The sequence below is a fragment of the Bradyrhizobium sp. SZCCHNRI3043 genome (assembly GCF_032377735.1).
Taxonomy (GTDB): domain Bacteria; phylum Pseudomonadota; class Alphaproteobacteria; order Rhizobiales; family Xanthobacteraceae; genus Bradyrhizobium.
Genome location: NZ_JAUHID010000015.1, coordinates 24,994 through 39,941 on the forward strand (window position 1 = coordinate 24,994; position 14,948 = coordinate 39,941).

General features: G+C 64.6%; 20 protein-coding genes. 8 read left to right on the plus strand and 12 right to left on the minus strand.

The window, feature by feature from the left end; genetic code table 11:
- Positions 1-67: 67 nt before the first annotated feature.
- Both QX124_RS24315 and QX124_RS24320 read left to right on the plus strand, forming a co-directional pair.
- Entirely contained in the window at positions 68-910 is an 843-nt protein-coding gene (locus QX124_RS24315; protein ID WP_315798499.1) for an SH3 domain-containing protein, read from the plus strand.
- A 230-nt stretch (positions 911-1,140) separates the two neighbouring features.
- Positions 1,141-1,575: a Rieske (2Fe-2S) protein gene (locus QX124_RS24320; RefSeq protein ID WP_315712272.1), complete on the plus strand. Its 435-nt coding sequence runs from the start codon at positions 1,141-1,143 to the stop codon at positions 1,573-1,575.
- Between the two features lie 27 nt (positions 1,576-1,602).
- On the opposite strand, the gene QX124_RS24325 is transcribed toward QX124_RS24320, so the two are convergent.
- From QX124_RS24325 to QX124_RS24350, 6 genes are all read right to left on the minus strand, one after another.
- Positions 1,603-1,833: a zinc ribbon domain-containing protein gene (locus QX124_RS24325; protein ID WP_315755665.1), complete on the minus strand. Its 231-nt coding sequence runs from the start codon at positions 1,831-1,833 to the stop codon at positions 1,603-1,605.
- Between the two features lie 228 nt (positions 1,834-2,061).
- Positions 2,062-2,277, minus strand: a complete 216-nt coding sequence (locus QX124_RS24330) for a hypothetical protein (RefSeq protein WP_315741157.1) — start codon at positions 2,275-2,277, stop codon at positions 2,062-2,064.
- 466 nt (positions 2,278-2,743) lie between these two features.
- A complete protein-coding gene (locus QX124_RS24335; protein WP_315712266.1) occupies positions 2,744-2,935 on the minus strand; it encodes a hypothetical protein in 192 nt (63 codons plus the stop codon).
- A 63-nt stretch (positions 2,936-2,998) separates the two neighbouring features.
- Entirely contained in the window at positions 2,999-3,349 is a 351-nt protein-coding gene (locus tag QX124_RS24340; RefSeq protein ID WP_315741159.1) for a zinc ribbon domain-containing protein YjdM, read from the minus strand.
- Positions 3,350-3,481: 132 nt separating this feature from the next.
- Complete coding sequence (locus QX124_RS24345; RefSeq protein WP_315712263.1) at positions 3,482-3,766, minus strand: DUF2312 domain-containing protein; 285 nt, start codon at positions 3,764-3,766, stop codon at positions 3,482-3,484.
- A 147-nt stretch (positions 3,767-3,913) separates the two neighbouring features.
- Complete coding sequence (locus QX124_RS24350) at positions 3,914-4,729, minus strand: transglycosylase SLT domain-containing protein (RefSeq protein ID WP_409997744.1); 816 nt, start codon at positions 4,727-4,729, stop codon at positions 3,914-3,916.
- Positions 4,730-4,857: 128 nt separating this feature from the next.
- Here QX124_RS24350 and QX124_RS24355 point away from each other — a divergent pair, with 128 nt between their 5' ends.
- Entirely contained in the window at positions 4,858-6,927 is a 2,070-nt protein-coding gene (locus tag QX124_RS24355) for a methyl-accepting chemotaxis protein (protein ID WP_315798500.1), read from the plus strand.
- A 900-nt stretch (positions 6,928-7,827) separates the two neighbouring features.
- The gene (locus QX124_RS24360; RefSeq protein WP_315798501.1) at positions 7,828-8,061 is read left to right on the plus strand and encodes a DUF2171 domain-containing protein; all 234 of its coding nucleotides are present in this window, start codon (positions 7,828-7,830) and stop codon (positions 8,059-8,061) included.
- A gap of 250 nt (positions 8,062-8,311) precedes the next feature.
- On the opposite strand, the gene QX124_RS24365 is transcribed toward QX124_RS24360, so the two are convergent.
- The gene (locus QX124_RS24365; RefSeq protein ID WP_315737741.1) at positions 8,312-8,623 is read right to left on the minus strand and encodes a helix-turn-helix domain-containing protein; all 312 of its coding nucleotides are present in this window, start codon (positions 8,621-8,623) and stop codon (positions 8,312-8,314) included.
- Between the two features lie 90 nt (positions 8,624-8,713).
- On the opposite strand from QX124_RS24365, the gene QX124_RS24370 reads away from it, so the two are divergent.
- Positions 8,714-9,466, plus strand: a complete 753-nt coding sequence (locus QX124_RS24370; protein WP_315737742.1) for a glucose 1-dehydrogenase — start codon at positions 8,714-8,716, stop codon at positions 9,464-9,466.
- 416 nt (positions 9,467-9,882) lie between these two features.
- Positions 9,883-11,424 (plus strand): hypothetical protein, encoded by a 1,542-nt coding sequence (locus tag QX124_RS24375; RefSeq protein WP_315798502.1) that lies wholly within the window; start codon positions 9,883-9,885, stop codon positions 11,422-11,424.
- A gap of 391 nt (positions 11,425-11,815) precedes the next feature.
- Here the strand turns inward: QX124_RS24375 and QX124_RS24380 are convergent, their stop codons facing one another.
- The gene (locus tag QX124_RS24380) at positions 11,816-12,076 is read right to left on the minus strand and encodes a hypothetical protein (protein WP_315798503.1); all 261 of its coding nucleotides are present in this window, start codon (positions 12,074-12,076) and stop codon (positions 11,816-11,818) included.
- A gap of 106 nt (positions 12,077-12,182) precedes the next feature.
- Positions 12,183-12,440, minus strand: coding sequence for a hypothetical protein (locus tag QX124_RS24385; protein ID WP_315751721.1), 258 nt, complete (start codon positions 12,438-12,440; stop codon positions 12,183-12,185).
- Between the two features lie 207 nt (positions 12,441-12,647).
- Here QX124_RS24385 and QX124_RS24390 point away from each other — a divergent pair, with 207 nt between their 5' ends.
- On the plus strand, positions 12,648-13,142 hold the full coding sequence (locus tag QX124_RS24390; RefSeq protein ID WP_315798504.1) for a hypothetical protein: 495 nt from the start codon (positions 12,648-12,650) through the stop codon (positions 13,140-13,142).
- A 9-nt stretch (positions 13,143-13,151) separates the two neighbouring features.
- Here the strand turns inward: QX124_RS24390 and QX124_RS24395 are convergent, their stop codons facing one another.
- Positions 13,152-13,295, minus strand: coding sequence for a hypothetical protein (locus tag QX124_RS24395; protein WP_315798505.1), 144 nt, complete (start codon positions 13,293-13,295; stop codon positions 13,152-13,154).
- Positions 13,277-13,417, minus strand: a complete 141-nt coding sequence (locus tag QX124_RS24400) for a hypothetical protein (protein WP_315798506.1) — start codon at positions 13,415-13,417, stop codon at positions 13,277-13,279. Before QX124_RS24400 ends, QX124_RS24395 begins: the two co-directional genes overlap by 19 nt.
- Positions 13,418-13,539: 122 nt before the next feature.
- Between QX124_RS24400 and QX124_RS24405 the strand changes: the two genes are divergently transcribed.
- Positions 13,540-14,052, plus strand: coding sequence for a hypothetical protein (locus tag QX124_RS24405; protein WP_315798507.1), 513 nt, complete (start codon positions 13,540-13,542; stop codon positions 14,050-14,052).
- A gap of 64 nt (positions 14,053-14,116) precedes the next feature.
- Here the strand turns inward: QX124_RS24405 and QX124_RS24410 are convergent, their stop codons facing one another.
- Positions 14,117-14,920, minus strand: a complete 804-nt coding sequence (locus QX124_RS24410; protein WP_315798508.1) for a DUF4145 domain-containing protein — start codon at positions 14,918-14,920, stop codon at positions 14,117-14,119.
- Positions 14,921-14,948: the final 28 nt, after the last annotated feature.

The following is a 14,948-nucleotide window of genomic DNA, read 5'->3' on the forward strand; positions in this document are numbered from 1 at the left end:
AGCCGCGCATGCGGGCGCGAGAGTCTCGCGCCCGAGCTCGCTCCGGCAAACAGACAGGAGGGTGTCCGTGGTGAAACTCAGAACGTGTCTCGTTGCTGCGCTGTTGATTGCCACGCCCGCCTCGCTGGCGGTGGCTGCGCCGGGCCTGGTGCGCACCGCGGCCGCCATGCGCGCAGGACCTGGCCCGGGTTTTCCCATCGTCGAGCGTATTCCGGCCGGGGCCCGGATCACCATCCATGGCTGCATTCAAGGCGGCGCGTGGTGCGATGTCAGCTTCGGAGGCGAACGCGGCTGGGTCGCGGCGCGGACGCTCGCCTATCTGTACCGTGAGCAGTACGTCTACCTGCCCGAATATGTCGAGTACGTGCCGACTGTCGGCTTCACGCTGACCACCTATTGGAGCAGCTTCTATTTCGGACGGCCCTGGTATCATCGGCACGCGTTCTGGAACCGCTACTGGCATCGCCATCCGCCGGTCATGGCGCAAAATCCGCCTCAGCCTGGCATGACCCCGGGAATGCCGGGTCGTGGTCCCGGCGGAACGATCCAGCCTGGCGCCGGAGCGGGCGCGGTCGCCGGCACAGGCCAACAATCCGGACCGCCTCTGGGCATGCAAGGTCGTGTGCCACCTGCCACTGCCGCCGGCCCCGCCGCACCTCCAGCCGTGGCTGGTGCTCCCGCTCGAGCTGGAACACCACCCATGGTGCAGCCTCTGATGAGCCGGAGCGGCGGTGCGCCGCAGAGCGCCCGCGCGCAGATGGGCGGCATGCGCATGGTCGGGACTTCGCCGCAAATCGGCTTGGCGCATATCGGGGGCGGCCCCGCCATGGGTGCTGCGCGTGTCGGCGTCAGTGGCCCTCGCGGCGGCGGCGGGCGTTCCGGTCCGGGCGGTGGTTTCCGCCGGCACTGAGTCTTCAGCGTTGGCGTGGTGTCCGGATCGTGAAGGTGGCGTGCCGGCCGGCGCTGGCGACGGCGGGCGCTGAAATTTCCCGGCATCGGCCGCCTCGGCATGCCACCGGCCTGAGGCCCGCGATCTGCCTGTCGGGCACTCCTGGCTGGCATGCTGCTTGCTGCGAGCCTCTTCAGCGCGCCTGCGATGTCGCGGATGCGCCAAACGCCGGGCGAGGCGAAAAGAGGCGGATGATGAGCACGCTGTTTGCGATCTGCGCGACCTATGAGGTGGACGATGGCGCGGCGCGGGGCTTCGTTCTCCAGCGCCGCGAGCCCGATGGCAGCGCCAAGCCCTGGCCGATCCTGGTCACGCGCAAGGGCAACAATTTCTACGGCTTCGAGAATGCCTGCCCACATCAGGGCGCTCGCCTCGACAAGCATCCTGGCGAGTTCATGGACGAGGAAGGCAATTTCCTCGTCTGTGGCGAGCATGGCGCGCAGTTCGACCTCGATACCGGACAATGCTTCATCGGGCCCTGCCAGGGCCGGACGCTGTCTCCGGTCGAGCTCGTGATCGATGACGGTGACATCTGCCTCTCCGGGATCGATCTGGATGAGGAGGACGGCCTCGACATCGACGATCCCGAGGATGACGTGCCCGAGGTGCAGATCACATCGGACTGAGGCTGAGGGCCGGCCGCCGCTGCCGGGTTAGCGCTTCTTCCGTTCGGCGCGGCTGTAGTTGCTGAAATGCCCCTCGCGCGCTGCCTGGCTGCGCGCGGCCTTGATCAGGCCGGGGCTGCGCGCTGGCGGCGCCGGCAGCGAGGGCAGGCGGGTCAGCTTGCGACTGCCACAGGTCGGACAGACCGGCCTTTCAGAAATCCCGATCAGCAACTCGAAATCCTCTGCGCAAGCTGCGCAATGGAAGCTGTAGAACGGCATGACGTCATCCCCCATTGTCGCGAGGGGCATTGCACGAAGCGGGCCAGCGTCATTGCGGGTCGAATCGCCGATTCCGGGCTCGTTGGCACGCTAACGGCAGCATTCTCTTTGCTGTGCGTGTCCCGAATGCGACGCGGCTGGGGTCGAACATTCGACAGCAGCGCAGAGGTCCTGCGCCCGGCCGGCCGGTCCCGGATACCCGGGCGCCAGCCGGACGGGCAAAGCGGATCAGGCGTTGGTCTTCGGCACGTACTTGCCGGCGACACACTTGTAACTCTGCAGACGCCACTCGTGATAGGGACCCTTGGACATCCAGTCTGCGATTCCGATCTGCGCGCTGACGGCGCAGGATGTCATCGTGATGCCGGACATCTCGCTGTTGGTGACGACCTTCTCCATGCAGAGCTGGCCGTTGCATAGCATTGCGACGAGAGTGACGAGCACGTTGATTCTGCCTCCATAGAGTGGGACCCGGTCAGGATCGAGAAAGCAGGGTTCATGCCAAGTTATGAATCTGGGCCGTGCTCCTACGGAACGGATTGCTACGGGTGTCACTTCATGGCTACAGAAGCGTGATGGATTCACTGCTTGGATCACGCAGCGTTCGGCAACGGACCCGCGCGGGCTGGCCGATGAATTCGGGATTTGCTTGTGTGCGGTGCCTTCGGCCTGATGGTCGAGGCTGACCCGGGTCTGCCGTGCCAAACAACAGGCACCGCCTGCGCAGTCCTGCGGCGCTCGTGGCCATTGGACGGCCGGTCCCTTGATGAACGCCGGGGCCGAACACGTAGACTTGCGCGACCAACATCCGATGCCCAGGACACGAGAATCGGTCGGAAGCCCGTCTTATTTGGCGGGCTGATATCAACGCCTTGATGCAGATGCCGGGGCCCTTCGGTCGTCCGTGGCGTCAGGCCTCGTTCAATCCGGCACCTCGATCGGTCAGGATCTTCTGCCCCTTCGCCGTCAGCTCGTAGATGTCGCCGTCCTTGGCGACATAGCCTTCGCGGATCAGTCCATCGAGCTCGTCCTGCCGGTCGGGCGAGAAGGCGATCGCCTGGCCGATATCCGAAAGCGTCGCGATCTGGTCGTCCGTCAGCATGGCCATCCTCCCGTTGTTGATCCGAACGTCATAGCGTCGCGAATGTTCCGGGAGCACTCGGTCCTACGCCTTGCGCACGAACTCCGACTTCAGGTTCATCTGGCCGATGCCGTCGATCTTGCAAGCGATGTTGTGGCCGTCGCTCGCTTCTTGCAGGCGGATGTTGCGGACCTTGGTGCCGCCCTTCACCACCGAGGACGATCCCTTCACTTTCAGGTCCTTGATGACGATGACGCTGTCACCGTCGGCCAGAACGTTGCCGTTGGCGTCGCGGATGCTGGCATCGTCGCTGGACGCTGCCGCGACCGCGGCGTCGCCGCTCCATTCATGGCCGCATTCCGGACAGACCCATAGCGCGCCGTCCTGATAGGCGTGCTCGGAGCGGCATTGCGGGCAGGTCATTGCGTCGGTCATCTCATCCTCGGGCGCGGGCAGGAGTGTAGCGCAGCGTTAGAGGCTCGGACGGAACCGGGCAAGAAAAATCCCGGGGGAGGGCAGCGCGCGGCACAGATCGGCAGCGCGCCGCCATCGTCGGTCGGCAGCGTGTCACGCCGCCTTGCGCTCGGGGGTTTTGCTGGCCGGCCCGGTCTCGGCCGCTTCCATCGCCCGGAGGTAGGTATCGAGCAGCGTCTCGTGCTCGTCCCGCTCGTCCTGGTCCTGCTTCCTGAGCTTGATGATCTCCTTCAGGATCTTGACGTCGAAGCCTTCGCCCTTGGCCTCGGCGAACACTTCCTTCTTCTGCTCGTTCAGTTCCGCCAATTCGCCATCGAGGTGCTCGATCCGCTCTATGAAGGACCGGATGCGCGCGCCGGGAATGCCGATCTCTGACATGGTGACTCCTGTACTAATGGGATGGAGAAAATGCGCGGCAGTTCGTTGCCAATGTCTTAACGCGTGCGCCTTGCACACACCCGCAAATCCGACGTGCTTAACGCGGAACCGGGTGGGCTGCCGATGTTGCCGAGCGGGCGCCATGCGCTAACTTCGCTCCGCTGCCGAGAGCTTCTGAAACTGCTTCTTCATCGCATTGACGCGGCCGAGATAGCCGGCGACCGAATGGTCGCCGCAGCGCTCGCCATCCGTCGGCTTGAAGCCGCGGCGCACGAATCCGGCCGCCGGCCCGGCGCCGCACAGATGAATGACGGCCGCGAGATCCTGCCGCTGCTGCGCGGTCGGCTTGCCGGAGGGCTGCCGTGCGAGCGCGGCGGCGACTTGGCGGTCGAGCGAGATCACCGTGAGCGCCACCGCGTGCGCCGGCCAGGCGCGAACGTACAGGCTCGGCGAGCCGCAGCCGTCGCTGACCACCTCGTGATCCCGAATGCAGAACCGTGCGGCGTCGGCAAAGGCGCCGTCGGTCATCTGGAACAAGCCGACGGCGCTGGAGGCCGGCTGATAGAGCGCGAACGGATTCCACGCGAACCGCCAGCGCCAGTAGGTGCGCGCCACCGGATTACCCGAGCTCTCGGTCTGCGCCAAGGCGGCGAGCAGCTCCGGCGTGATCGATCGCGTCGCGCTCTCACGGAACAGCGCGCCATATTGACGCCAGGTCTCCTCCGGCTCCTTGTCGAGCGAATGACCCGTCACCACGAACAGCTCGGTCGGCTTGCGCACGACATGATAGGCCAGATTGACCAGCGCGAAGGTCACGAGCAGCACCAAGGCGCCGCAGGTGATCTTGATCCACCGCGGCGCCGCGCCCACCGTCCGGCCCAGCCACTGCGCACCACGCCCTGCGATTCGCTTCGCATCGCGCCGCAGCGCGCGCCAACGGCTGCCGCGTTGCGGCTTGCGCATTTTTTGTTGTCGTGGAGCAGGGGGATTCGGCAACTGATTACCTCGGTCGCCGGTGTGCCGGTCCATGGTTAAGGAAGAATTTGTGCAATGGCGTCATCCTGCCACTTTCCGGTGTGGGGCGGTGCGTGATGAGGAAATCGGTCAGTACGCTGCTGATGGTGCTGCTGTCGGTGCTGGCGGCGGGCATCCTGGTGTCCACGGCGATCCTGATGAGCGGTGCCGCGGGCCGCTATCGCGAGAGCGTCGCGACCGAGCAACTGACCGCGGCCGACAAGGCGATCTTCCAGAACGTCCTCGTCATGCGCGCCCACCGCGGCGACATCCAGAGCGTGCTGCTGAGCGAGGACGATCCGCGCGCCAAGCTCACCGAATATCAGGGCATCGAGGCCAAGGGCTATGACGGCATCGTCACAGCGCTCGCCGGCGTCGACATGCCTGAGCGCGACGACCTCATGGCGAGGCTGAAGTCGAGCTGGGACGCCACGGTTCCGCAGTTCAAGCTGCTGTTCGACGTGGCCGCGAAGCCGCGCGCCGAACGCGTGCTGGCGCGTACGCAGGCCTGGTATGAGGCAATGACCAAGACGCTGGACGTCGCCAACGCCGCCTCGCTCGCCGTCTCCAACCGCGCCTGGATGACCGATCCGGCGATCGCCAAGATGGTGCAGGCGCGGCGGCTGGCCTGGCAGGTCCGCGACCGCTACGGCCTGCAATGCTCGGCGCTGCGTCCCAACATCAACGCCTCCAAGCCGCTCGACGACGCCCAGAAGGGCGCGATCGCGCAGTGGCGCGGCACCGTCGCGGCCGGCTGGTCCGGGCTCGACGACCTCCTGGCGGGGGGCGGCAGCACCGCGCTCGCCGGTGCCGTGAAGACCTCGCGTGCCGAGGTCGAGGCCGCGCATCAGCGCATGGACCAGCTCGCCAAGGGGTTTGACGGCAGCGGCAAGCCGGCGATGCCGGCGCCGGAATGGAACGCGTTCTGCCAAGGCCCGTTCGCCGGCATCATCGCGATCGGCATGACCGCGCTCGACGGCTCGATCGCCCGCGCCGAGGAGATCAAGACCGCGGCGCTGAGCAGCCTGATCGTACAGTCGCTCGCCTTCATCGCCGCGCTCGTGGTGGCCGGCCTGGCGCTGCGCGCGGTGCGCGTCCGCCTGATGCGCCCGGTCGGCGTCCTGATGCAGGCGATCCAGCGCATCGGCCAGCGCGACTACCAGACGCCGGTGCCGCAGTTCGCTCATGCCGACGAGTTCGGCGCCATGGCTGCCGCCCTCGAGGGCTTGCGCGAGAGCGCCGCCACCGCCGAGCAGCTGTCGCACGAGCGCGAGCTCGACCAGGGCCGCCGGCTGGAGCGCTCGCAGGCGATCGACAGCGCCTGCAAGAGCTTCGACGACACCGTGCAGGCGGTCATCGTCAGCATGGGCAACTCGACCGGCCAGCTCGATTCCAGCGCCGGCGACGTCCGCAAGCTGGTCGATGAGTCCACCGAGCAGACGGCCGCGGTCGCCAGCGCCGCGGAGACCGCGACCACCAATCTCGAGACCATCGCCGCCGCCACCGAGGAGCTGACCGCCTCGGTCTCCGAGATCGCGGCGCAGGTGCAGGCCTCGGCAGCCGATGCCCGCCAGGCGGTGGAGAAGGCGGTGCAGACCAACGCCACCGTCGAGATGCTCGACCGCGCCGCCAACCGCATCGGCGAGGTGGTCAAGATGATCACCGCGATCGCCGCGCAGACCAACCTGCTGGCGCTCAACGCGACCATCGAGGCCGCGCGCGCCGGCGATGCCGGCCGCGGCTTCGCCGTGGTCGCCGGCGAGGTCAAGAATCTCGCGGCGCAGACGGCGACCGCGACCGACGACATCACCCGGCAGATCGCCGAGATCCAGGCCGCCACCGGCGAGTCGGTCGAGGCGATCCACGCCATCAGCCACAACATCTCCAGCATCGACGAGAAGATGACGGCGATCGCCGCGGCGGTCGAAGAGCAGCGCGCCGCCACCACCGAGATCTCGCGCAACTTCCAGCACGCCGCGCAGGGCACCCGCGCCGTGACCGACACGATCGGCTCGGTCGCAGCCCTCAACCGCCAGACCGGCAATGCGGGCGCGGCGATGGTCGACTCCGTCCGCCGCATGTCGACGGATGCCGATCGTTTCCGCGTGGCGGTCGAGGGCTTCCTCGGGACCGTGCGCAAGGCTTGAAGCCGGTGCCTGCATCGTGGCGGCGACGCTGCCTCGCGTCGTCGTCAGGACATGCGCTGAAACGTTGTCAAACAGCCCGTGAGCGGATGAGTTCGGCGCACGATATGCGCTGACGATCCCGCGACGCAGATTGCGCCCGAGTCTTGCTCTTTGTTTGCCCTCCGAAGCAGAGAGGGCGCGGGGAATGCCGGGCGCTGGCCGCACCCATGGCCCGCCTGCGAAAGAAATGCAGGCGGCAGGAACCACAGGTTCAGCCGAGGCATCCCGGCATTCCCCGCGCGATGGTTTTCACGCTTATGTCGCGATCTCCTCGGTGTCCGGCTTTTTAGCCACCGTCGCCCTCGGGATCATCAGCCCCTCGGACTTGGCGCCAGCATCGGGGCGCCAGGACCACGCGTCTTCACGTCCGCAAGCGTGCCGTTCGTCGGCGGGCATCAAGCCCGCTGCGGCACACTCACAGCCACCGCATCTCCGGCCCACGTCTCGTGACGATCGCGATGCGCCCCTCTCGGCGGGCCGGGATGGGCGTAGACAACCATGATTTTTGAAAAAGCGAAAGTGATTTATTTTTCACCGAAGGACTGGACAGGCCAAATCAGCTTGAGACCAAACACGAATTGGCTGGTGACGCGCACGGGCCTCTCCCGGCGTCATTGCGCTCGCGATGACGGCAGATGAGGCGGTCGGGTGGGCAAAGGCGCCCGGCTGGACATTGTCTGACGGCATGTTTCGCGCGCCGCGCCCACCGTCCGCATCCGCCGGTACCGATGGTGGGCACGCGCCGCCTCGCGGCGTCGCTTTGCCCACCCTACGACAGCGTCCGCGTGGAGGTACGTTCCGGAACACTTCCCCGAGCCACAGGTTGAAAATGCTTCCACATCGGACACGGAGCCCTTCATCATGCAGGACATCAAGGAACACATGGAGATCATCGGCGCCGACGGCGTGCATGTCGGCACCGTCGACCACGTCGAAGGCAATCGCATCAAGCTGACGAAGAAGGACAGCGGCGAGGGCAGCCACAAGGGGCATCATCACTTCATCGACAAGGGCCTCGTCGCCGACGTCGAAGGCGACAAGGTGCGGCTGTCGGCCATCGGCGCCGTCGCGGTGACGATGGAGGAGGAGAAGTAGGACTGGGCCATTCCTGTCTGCGTCATCGCGAGCGCAGCTAAGCAATCCTGGGCTCAGCAAGGACTCTGGATGGCTTCGCTGCGCTCGCAATGACGATGAGTGACAACCGTAGGGTGGGAAAAGCGGCGCCGTCGGGCGGCGCGTGCCCACCATCAAGGCGGGCGGGTGCGGCCGGTGGGCACGGCGCGGAATACATCATGTCCCATATCAACGTGAGGGGCGCGCCTTTGCCCACCCTGCGCTTCTACGCCTACTCCGCGTAGCCGACGATCGTCTTCAACAATTTCGGGAACCTTGCGTTGAGGTCGGCCTCGCGCACGACGTTGCGGTGCTCGACGCCCTTTTTCGTGGTCTGGATCAGGCCGGCCTCGCGCAGGATCCGGAAATGGTTCGAGAGCGTCGATTTGGCCATGTCGGGGCAGGGCGCCGCCGCCGAGCAGGACATGCAGTCGTTCTGCTGCATCAGGCTCTTGACGATGCGCAGCCGCATCGGGTCGGCGAGCGCCGAGAGCACGCCGGCCAACGTGATGTCCTCCCGCGACGGATGAAACAATGGCGCCATGAAAAAACATATAGCGACGGCCTTGCGCCCGTTCAATAGTTCACTAGTTCTGAACTATTGAACAGAGCGCCGCGGCGCAAGGAGAGCAGGATGAGCAGGAGATTCGAAGGCAAGGTGGCGCTGGTGACCGGCGCATCCAAGGGGATCGGCGCGGAGATCGCCGCCAGACTTGCCGCGGAAGGCGCCGCGGTCGCCGTCAACTACAGCTCCAGCCGCGAGGGCGCCGACCGCGTCGTGGCCGCGATCACCGGCAAGGGCGGCAAGGCGGTGGCCGTGCACGGCAATCTCGCCAATCCCGGTGACGTCAAGACCGTCGTCGCCGAGACCGTCAAGGCGCTGGGCCCGATCGACATCCTCGTCAACAATGCCGGCGTCTACGCGTTCGCGCCGCTCGACGGCATCACGCCGGAGCACTTCCACAGCCAGTTCGACGTCAACGTGCTCGGCCTGCTCCTGGTGTCGCAGGAGGCTGCGCGGCATTTCAATCCGGCCGGCGGCAGCATCGTCAACATCTCCTCCGGCGTGTCGACCCTGACGCCGCCGAACACCGCCGTCTACACCGCGACCAAGGCCGCCGTCGATGCCATCTCGTCGGTGCTGTCGAAGGAGCTCGCGCCGCGCAAGATCCGCGTCAACACCATCAATCCCGGCATGATCGTGACCGAGGGCGTCGTCGCTGCCGGCCTGCACGAGGGCGACATGCGCAACTGGATCGAAACGACCACGCCGCTCGCCCGTGTCGGCAAGGCCGAGGAGATCGCCGCCGCGGTCGCGTTCTTTGCGTCGGATGATGCGTCCTACGTGACCGGCGAGACGCTGCACGTCACCGGCGGTTTGCGCTGAGCGTCACGTCGCTCCGCTCGTAACAACGGCCGGCGAACCGTAGGGTGGGCAAAGCGCCGCCGCAAGGCGGCGCGTGCCCACCATCGGTGCCGGAGGGTGTGGGCGGTGGGCACGGCGCGTGAGATATTGGGCCTAACAACGTCGTGCGGTGCGCGCGCCTTTGCCCACCCTACGCGCCGGAAACCGGCTCTGGCGAATGGGCCGTCATTGCCTCCGCCAGTGCGGTCGAAGACGAATGGCGACAACAACTATAGATTGATTATCTATTTGATATCGGATCAAATTGGGCTCGCCGAATCCGTGATGCGCGCATCGCGGACAAGATCAGCGTTTCAACCTCCGGCCGGCCGGACGATGGCGTTTTGCCATCTATTCACCTCCCCGCCTGCTGCATTTCGAATGACCAAGGAGTTTCCATGCGCATTGGCATTGCACTTTCGACCCTCTCCGTCGTCGTGGGATCGGCGGTTCTCGGCTGGGGGCTGACCGCGCCGCGCACCGCGCACGCGTTCCTGGAGGACATCTGCGTCCCGCGCGTGAAGGGCGGTCTGAGGAATTGTCTCGCGCCGGCCAGCGCGTGCCGCAATCCGGCGGAAGCGCTCAACCGCGGCTGCCTGCTCGAGGCGGTGCAGTTCGCCGTCATTCCGCCCGGCCGCAGCATGGTCCACGCCGATTCGACCTATTTCATCGCCCAGGCGCTCGGCTATCGCGCCGACGTGGCCTATTGGATCGCCGCCTACAACGAGAACTCCGACTACGCGCAATATGCGCCGATCGACCAGTGCGGCGGGCAGGCGACATCGACCAATTCGGGCGCCGGCTACATCACCGCCAAGTTCAACGGCTTCCAGCGCACCAACAACACCACCGACGGGCCGCTCTATCATTATCTCCTGAACTTCTCGCCGAACGGGCAGGGCACCGACGTGCACGGCGCCAGCGGCGTGCAGGCGGTGTATCCGTTCCACTATCCGCCGCCCGGCTATCCCGTGACCATCGACAGCGTCTATCAGGGCACGCTGTACGATCTCCGGCAATGGGCCATGAAGGGCGACGAGGCCCCGGGTCTGCTGTGCACCGCCGGATTCACGACGCCGAACGGGTCATCGAATTTCAGCGGCCCGCAATGTCTGGCGAACGTGCCGATCAGCGGCAACGTGCCGCTATTGGAGAACTACGCGATCGGACCGGCCATCAACATCACCTCGGGACCGAAGGTGCTCGACAACAGCAACGGCGTCGTCGACTATACCCAGCTCAAGTCCTGGCTGGACGACAAGAGCCGGACCACCGGCGTGCTGTTCGACGACCCCAGGAAGCCGCCGGTGCCGGTGCAGATCGCCCGGATCGGGCTCTATCTGCACTCCTTGCAGGATGCCTCCTCGCACGGCACCTTCTGCGGCGACGACGCGCCGTCGCCGCCGGGCGGATCGGACGTCGGCAGCTACATGGCCATGAGTTCCGGCAGCGTGAAGCTCGCGTTCGGCACCTATTGCGCCACCGGCCCGCATCTGGCGAGCCACGTCCAGGAGACCGGCACGGGTGACGCCAGCCTGCCGCTGCGCGACTATGTAGCGCTGAACAACACGCTCGACGAGCTGATCCTGTTCGGCAACAACGTCGCCAAGCCGCGCGGCTGGATCGTCAACCCCAGCCTGCTGCCGCCGAACGTCGTCGGGGCTAAGAGCGCGGCCGGCGACAGCGCCGCCGATTTGAAGTCGCGCCTCGTCGGCCGCATCGTGCAGGGCCAGCAATGGTCCCGCGCCGAGGTCTATGCGTCCGGCATCATCACCCTGCCGCTGCAGCGCACCGACGCCCAGGACCGGCTGAACACTATGAACGCTGCGCTCGGCGCCTATTCGAAGCGACTGACGAATGCCAACCCCAAGCTGACCCCGCTGCGGCCGATGCCGGGGAATTCGTTCGTGGCGGGCGATACGTCGGTGTGTTTCCGCTAAGTAGCCATGTCGCTTCGCTCATCCGGGCTACGCGCTGATCATCGCGGTGCGTGGAAGAAAACACGCAGCGCCCATGAATGCGCCCTCTCCCCTTGTGGGAGAGGGCGTGTCAGGAAGGTCGGCAAGCTCGGTCGGGTGAGGGGTATGCCTCCACGCGCATCGTTTGCGGAGAGATACCCCTCACCCAACCGAGTCCGTGGACGGAGATGCCCTCTCCCACAAGGGGGGAGGGCGCTATATCGCTCAGCGCGAGTCGATGGGATGCGCAAAGCGCCGCCGTCGGCGTGCCAGCAATGTCACCCGTTCGGGCCGCGGTGGGTACGATGCGACGCGGCGTCGCGAGGCAGCAGGGCGCGATCCGCCTATCCGGGCGCGTGGCGTGGTCGGCCGATCAGCACCATCCCTTCTTCCAGTGGCCCGGCGGACAGTGATGACCGCGCCAACCCACCTTTCGGCCGCGACTCCAGCCGAAGGCCCGGTGACCGCCGCCGCGGCCCCAGCCATGACCATGACCATGGCCATGACCGCCTCTCACCTCGATGAGATCAGATGCGCCGCGATCGACCTGAAGGGGAGCGCGAGGCAACGCGCTGGCGGGCACGACCAGCGCGGTTGAAATCGATGTTGCCAGGATGAAGATCGCTTTGCGCATGTGACTCCCTCGGATGTCTGACGATGAACTGAGAGGCTTACGGCTTTTCTGTGTCTTCACGCGAAAGGGGGGCGGGAAGCGGGATCGTATCCCGTTCGCGCGCCCATTACTTCCTATGCGTGCTGGAGCCGGTGGTCGTCATGCGCTGGCCGGGAGCGCTCTCGGAATGCCCCGGGCCGGCGGCGGTGTTGCTCTGATGACCGGGCGCGTACTCCGAAGCGCCGGGCGCCGTCGACGTCTTGCTACGCTGCATCTGCTGACCGGGCGCCTTCTTCGACGCGCCGTGCGAGCTTGCGCCGGTCTCTGCGGCGAACACCGGCGAAGCGGCGAACAGAGCCGCCGTCAAAACGATTGCCATCTTCATGAACGAACCTCCTTCGTTGTTGGGTTCGTAGTAAACTGCGGCGTGTCGGCGATCGTTCCGCTGCACCGGGAAATCCTGGGGATCGTGTAGCGGACGCGGTATGATGTTCGGGCGGCCTGAGAGTGCATCCGTCTCGGCAGCCGCGATCCCGGATGTCGCTCTCGCTCATCCGGGTTACGAACGCTCGTTCATGACAGGACCATCACCATGTCCCGCCTGCACTGGATCGACTTGCCCATCGCCGGCCGGCTCGCCATCGCGGCGCGGCCGCGGGCGGAAGACTGGCTGGCAGACGACATCGCGGCCTGGGTGGGCGAGGGCATCGCCGTCGTCGTCAGCCTGCTGGAGCCGGTTGAGATTCATGACCTCGGCCTTCAGCGCGAGGCCGCGCTGTGCCAGTCACACGGCATGGCCTTCCTGTCGTTCCCGGTCCTCGACCGCGGCCTGCCCGACAGCCGCAGTGCGGCGGTGCGGCTTGCTGAGGGCCTCGCGGTGCGGCTGACGGGGGGCGAGACGGTCCTGATCCATTGCCGGGCCGGTATCGGCCGCTCGGCCGTCATCGCAGCGTGTGTAATGATTCGGCTGGGCATTCATGGAGCTGAGGCATTCGACCGGATCGCCGCCGCACGCGGCGTGCGCGTGCCGGATACGGAAGATCAGCGGGAGTGGGGGAGGGCGTTCGAGCGCAAACAGATCGAGTAAAGTGCAGCGTCACCGTAACCCCGCGAGCACGACCGCCTCGTTCTCCAGCAGATGCACGCCGAACCGCGCCGCCTCGGCACGCGCCAGCTTCAGCTCCTCAGGGTAGGTGCGGTGATAGTATTCATGGTTGCCCATCACCATGACGATCGGCACGTCCTCCGCCACACGATCTCGCGCAGCTGCACAAACCCGTTCACCGCCTCCTCGCAGACATCGCCGGCGACGACCACCACATCGACCCCGGGCAGGGCCTCGATCGGCTTGATGTCGGCCATGTCGGCGTGGAGATCGGAGGAGATGTGGAGGTGCATTGGAGACATCAATCTAGTAAGTAAATCTACTTCGCTAATCCGACCGAAATTTTGATATAATTCAGGCAACGCAAATCGGTGTCCCTATGGTCAACGACGTCACAAATCACCTGCTGGCGCACTTGCCTCAATTTAAAGAAGCAATCGATGCACTAGCTACATTGAATAAGTATTTTGAGTCCCGTGAAACAAAGTCTGCTGCCTTAGGTGAGTTGTCAGAGGTAGTCATGGCCAGCTATGTCGGGGGCAAACGTCGCTCTCCCGGGACAAGAGGTCACGACATTCTCGCTGGCCATTACCTCATTGAGGTCAAGTCACGTCTGATCGGCCAATGGAAAGACGCTCTAATGTTTGATTTTAGTAAGCACTCGGCCGAAGCCCATGTCGCATATTGTTTGGCTTGGGATATTGGGGAAGACGGTCGGCCGATTATGCAGCACGCATTTGAGCTAGATATCCCATTCCTGTTGAAGACATGGGGTACGCCGGCTCAGCGCAACTATTCTGCAAGGACCACGTTGGGAAAACTAAAAACAGCAGTATCAGCTATTAGCCAATCGGAAATGTCTGTTCTCCAGCGAAATATAAAGACAGCGTAGTCCTCCGACGGGAGCTTTAGCGATGAGAAATACGTGAGTGCGACGGTGCAACGTTTAATCCCGTCTACGCCTTCTTCGGCTTCGCCAAATCTCTCTTCTCAATTGCTTGCAACTTGGTTGGCGGAAGGCTGCTATAAAGTTCAGCAATCTGCTTCGGTCGAGATATCATCGCTTCAGCAATGATGTTGATCAGGCGGAATAGCTTCAGCGCGGTATCTCGGTCGTCCCGCAGGTCTATTTGCCCAGGGTGAACCGCCTCGTTACCTATTACCCGAACGATGTCGAGTGCCTGCTGAACTGCCGGCTCTAGTCCCTTTTTGACCAGACTGCTGATGTCTGTATCGATGTTCTTGCCGGGCTCGCCGAGCTGAATGCAGATCTTCTGAACACATAGCCTCAGCAATGCCGCCGCGCCTCGCGGTGAGAGATCGACAATTTTGGCAGCTTCTAGGAAGTCAAGCTTTATGTCGTCGTCCAAGTCAAAATTTGGTTCTGACGCGAATCTCGTATGAGGGAAGGCCAACTGGTCATAGACCCAGATTGCCAACGAATTGCAGCTATAACATCTGCTTACTTCGCAGTTCTCCAGCCGCAGATTTAGATAAGCATGCGTTTCTTTCTGTTCGAAGAAGGGCTTTTTGCTTAGTCGCTTTCGAAAGAACTCCTCGGCGGTTCTCTTCATCTCCGAATCGTAAATCGCATTTGAGCGGATTTGATCGAGGACGTCGCTCGCAAGAGTGTATGGCTTCTGATCTTTTGTATAGTGGTCGCAAAACGGCTTAAACCAAAACTGTTGGGCGAGAGCGCCGCACGTAGGACAATTGAAGGAAGCAAGACCAAGGGCAGGCTCGATGTGTTGAGGTGCCATTGACTTCTGCTCCTAGCGTTGTGCGAAA

Bases quoted from the DNA above. Each gene is read 5' to 3' on its own strand.
- QX124_RS24380 (WP_315798503.1), bottom strand. From the start codon at position 12,076: ATGCGCAAAGCGATCTTCATCCTGGCAACATCGATTTCAACCGCGCTG.
- QX124_RS24410 (WP_315798508.1), bottom strand. From the start codon at position 14,920: ATGGCACCTCAACACATCGAGCCTGCCCTTGGTCTTGCTTCCTTCAAT.
- QX124_RS24390 (WP_315798504.1), top strand. From the start codon at position 12,648: ATGTCCCGCCTGCACTGGATCGACTTGCCCATCGCCGGCCGGCTCGCC.
- QX124_RS24360 (WP_315798501.1), top strand. From the start codon at position 7,828: ATGCAGGACATCAAGGAACACATGGAGATCATCGGCGCCGACGGCGTG.
- QX124_RS24385 (WP_315751721.1), bottom strand. From the start codon at position 12,440: ATGAAGATGGCAATCGTTTTGACGGCGGCTCTGTTCGCCGCTTCGCCG.
- QX124_RS24345 (WP_315712263.1), bottom strand. From the start codon at position 3,766: ATGTCAGAGATCGGCATTCCCGGCGCGCGCATCCGGTCCTTCATAGAG.
- QX124_RS24335 (WP_315712266.1), bottom strand. From the start codon at position 2,935: ATGCTGACGGACGACCAGATCGCGACGCTTTCGGATATCGGCCAGGCG.
- QX124_RS24350 (WP_409997744.1), bottom strand. From the start codon at position 4,729: ATGCGCAAGCCGCAACGCGGCAGCCGTTGGCGCGCGCTGCGGCGCGAT.
- QX124_RS24320 (WP_315712272.1), top strand. From the start codon at position 1,141: ATGATGAGCACGCTGTTTGCGATCTGCGCGACCTATGAGGTGGACGAT.
- QX124_RS24355 (WP_315798500.1), top strand. From the start codon at position 4,858: ATGAGGAAATCGGTCAGTACGCTGCTGATGGTGCTGCTGTCGGTGCTG.
- QX124_RS24400 (WP_315798506.1), bottom strand. From the start codon at position 13,417: ATGGCCGACATCAAGCCGATCGAGGCCCTGCCCGGGGTCGATGTGGTG.
- QX124_RS24405 (WP_315798507.1), top strand. From the start codon at position 13,540: ATGGTCAACGACGTCACAAATCACCTGCTGGCGCACTTGCCTCAATTT.
- QX124_RS24325 (WP_315755665.1), bottom strand. From the start codon at position 1,833: ATGCCGTTCTACAGCTTCCATTGCGCAGCTTGCGCAGAGGATTTCGAG.
- QX124_RS24375 (WP_315798502.1), top strand. From the start codon at position 9,883: ATGCGCATTGGCATTGCACTTTCGACCCTCTCCGTCGTCGTGGGATCG.
- QX124_RS24370 (WP_315737742.1), top strand. From the start codon at position 8,714: ATGAGCAGGAGATTCGAAGGCAAGGTGGCGCTGGTGACCGGCGCATCC.
- QX124_RS24365 (WP_315737741.1), bottom strand. From the start codon at position 8,623: ATGGCGCCATTGTTTCATCCGTCGCGGGAGGACATCACGTTGGCCGGC.
- QX124_RS24340 (WP_315741159.1), bottom strand. From the start codon at position 3,349: ATGACCGACGCAATGACCTGCCCGCAATGCCGCTCCGAGCACGCCTAT.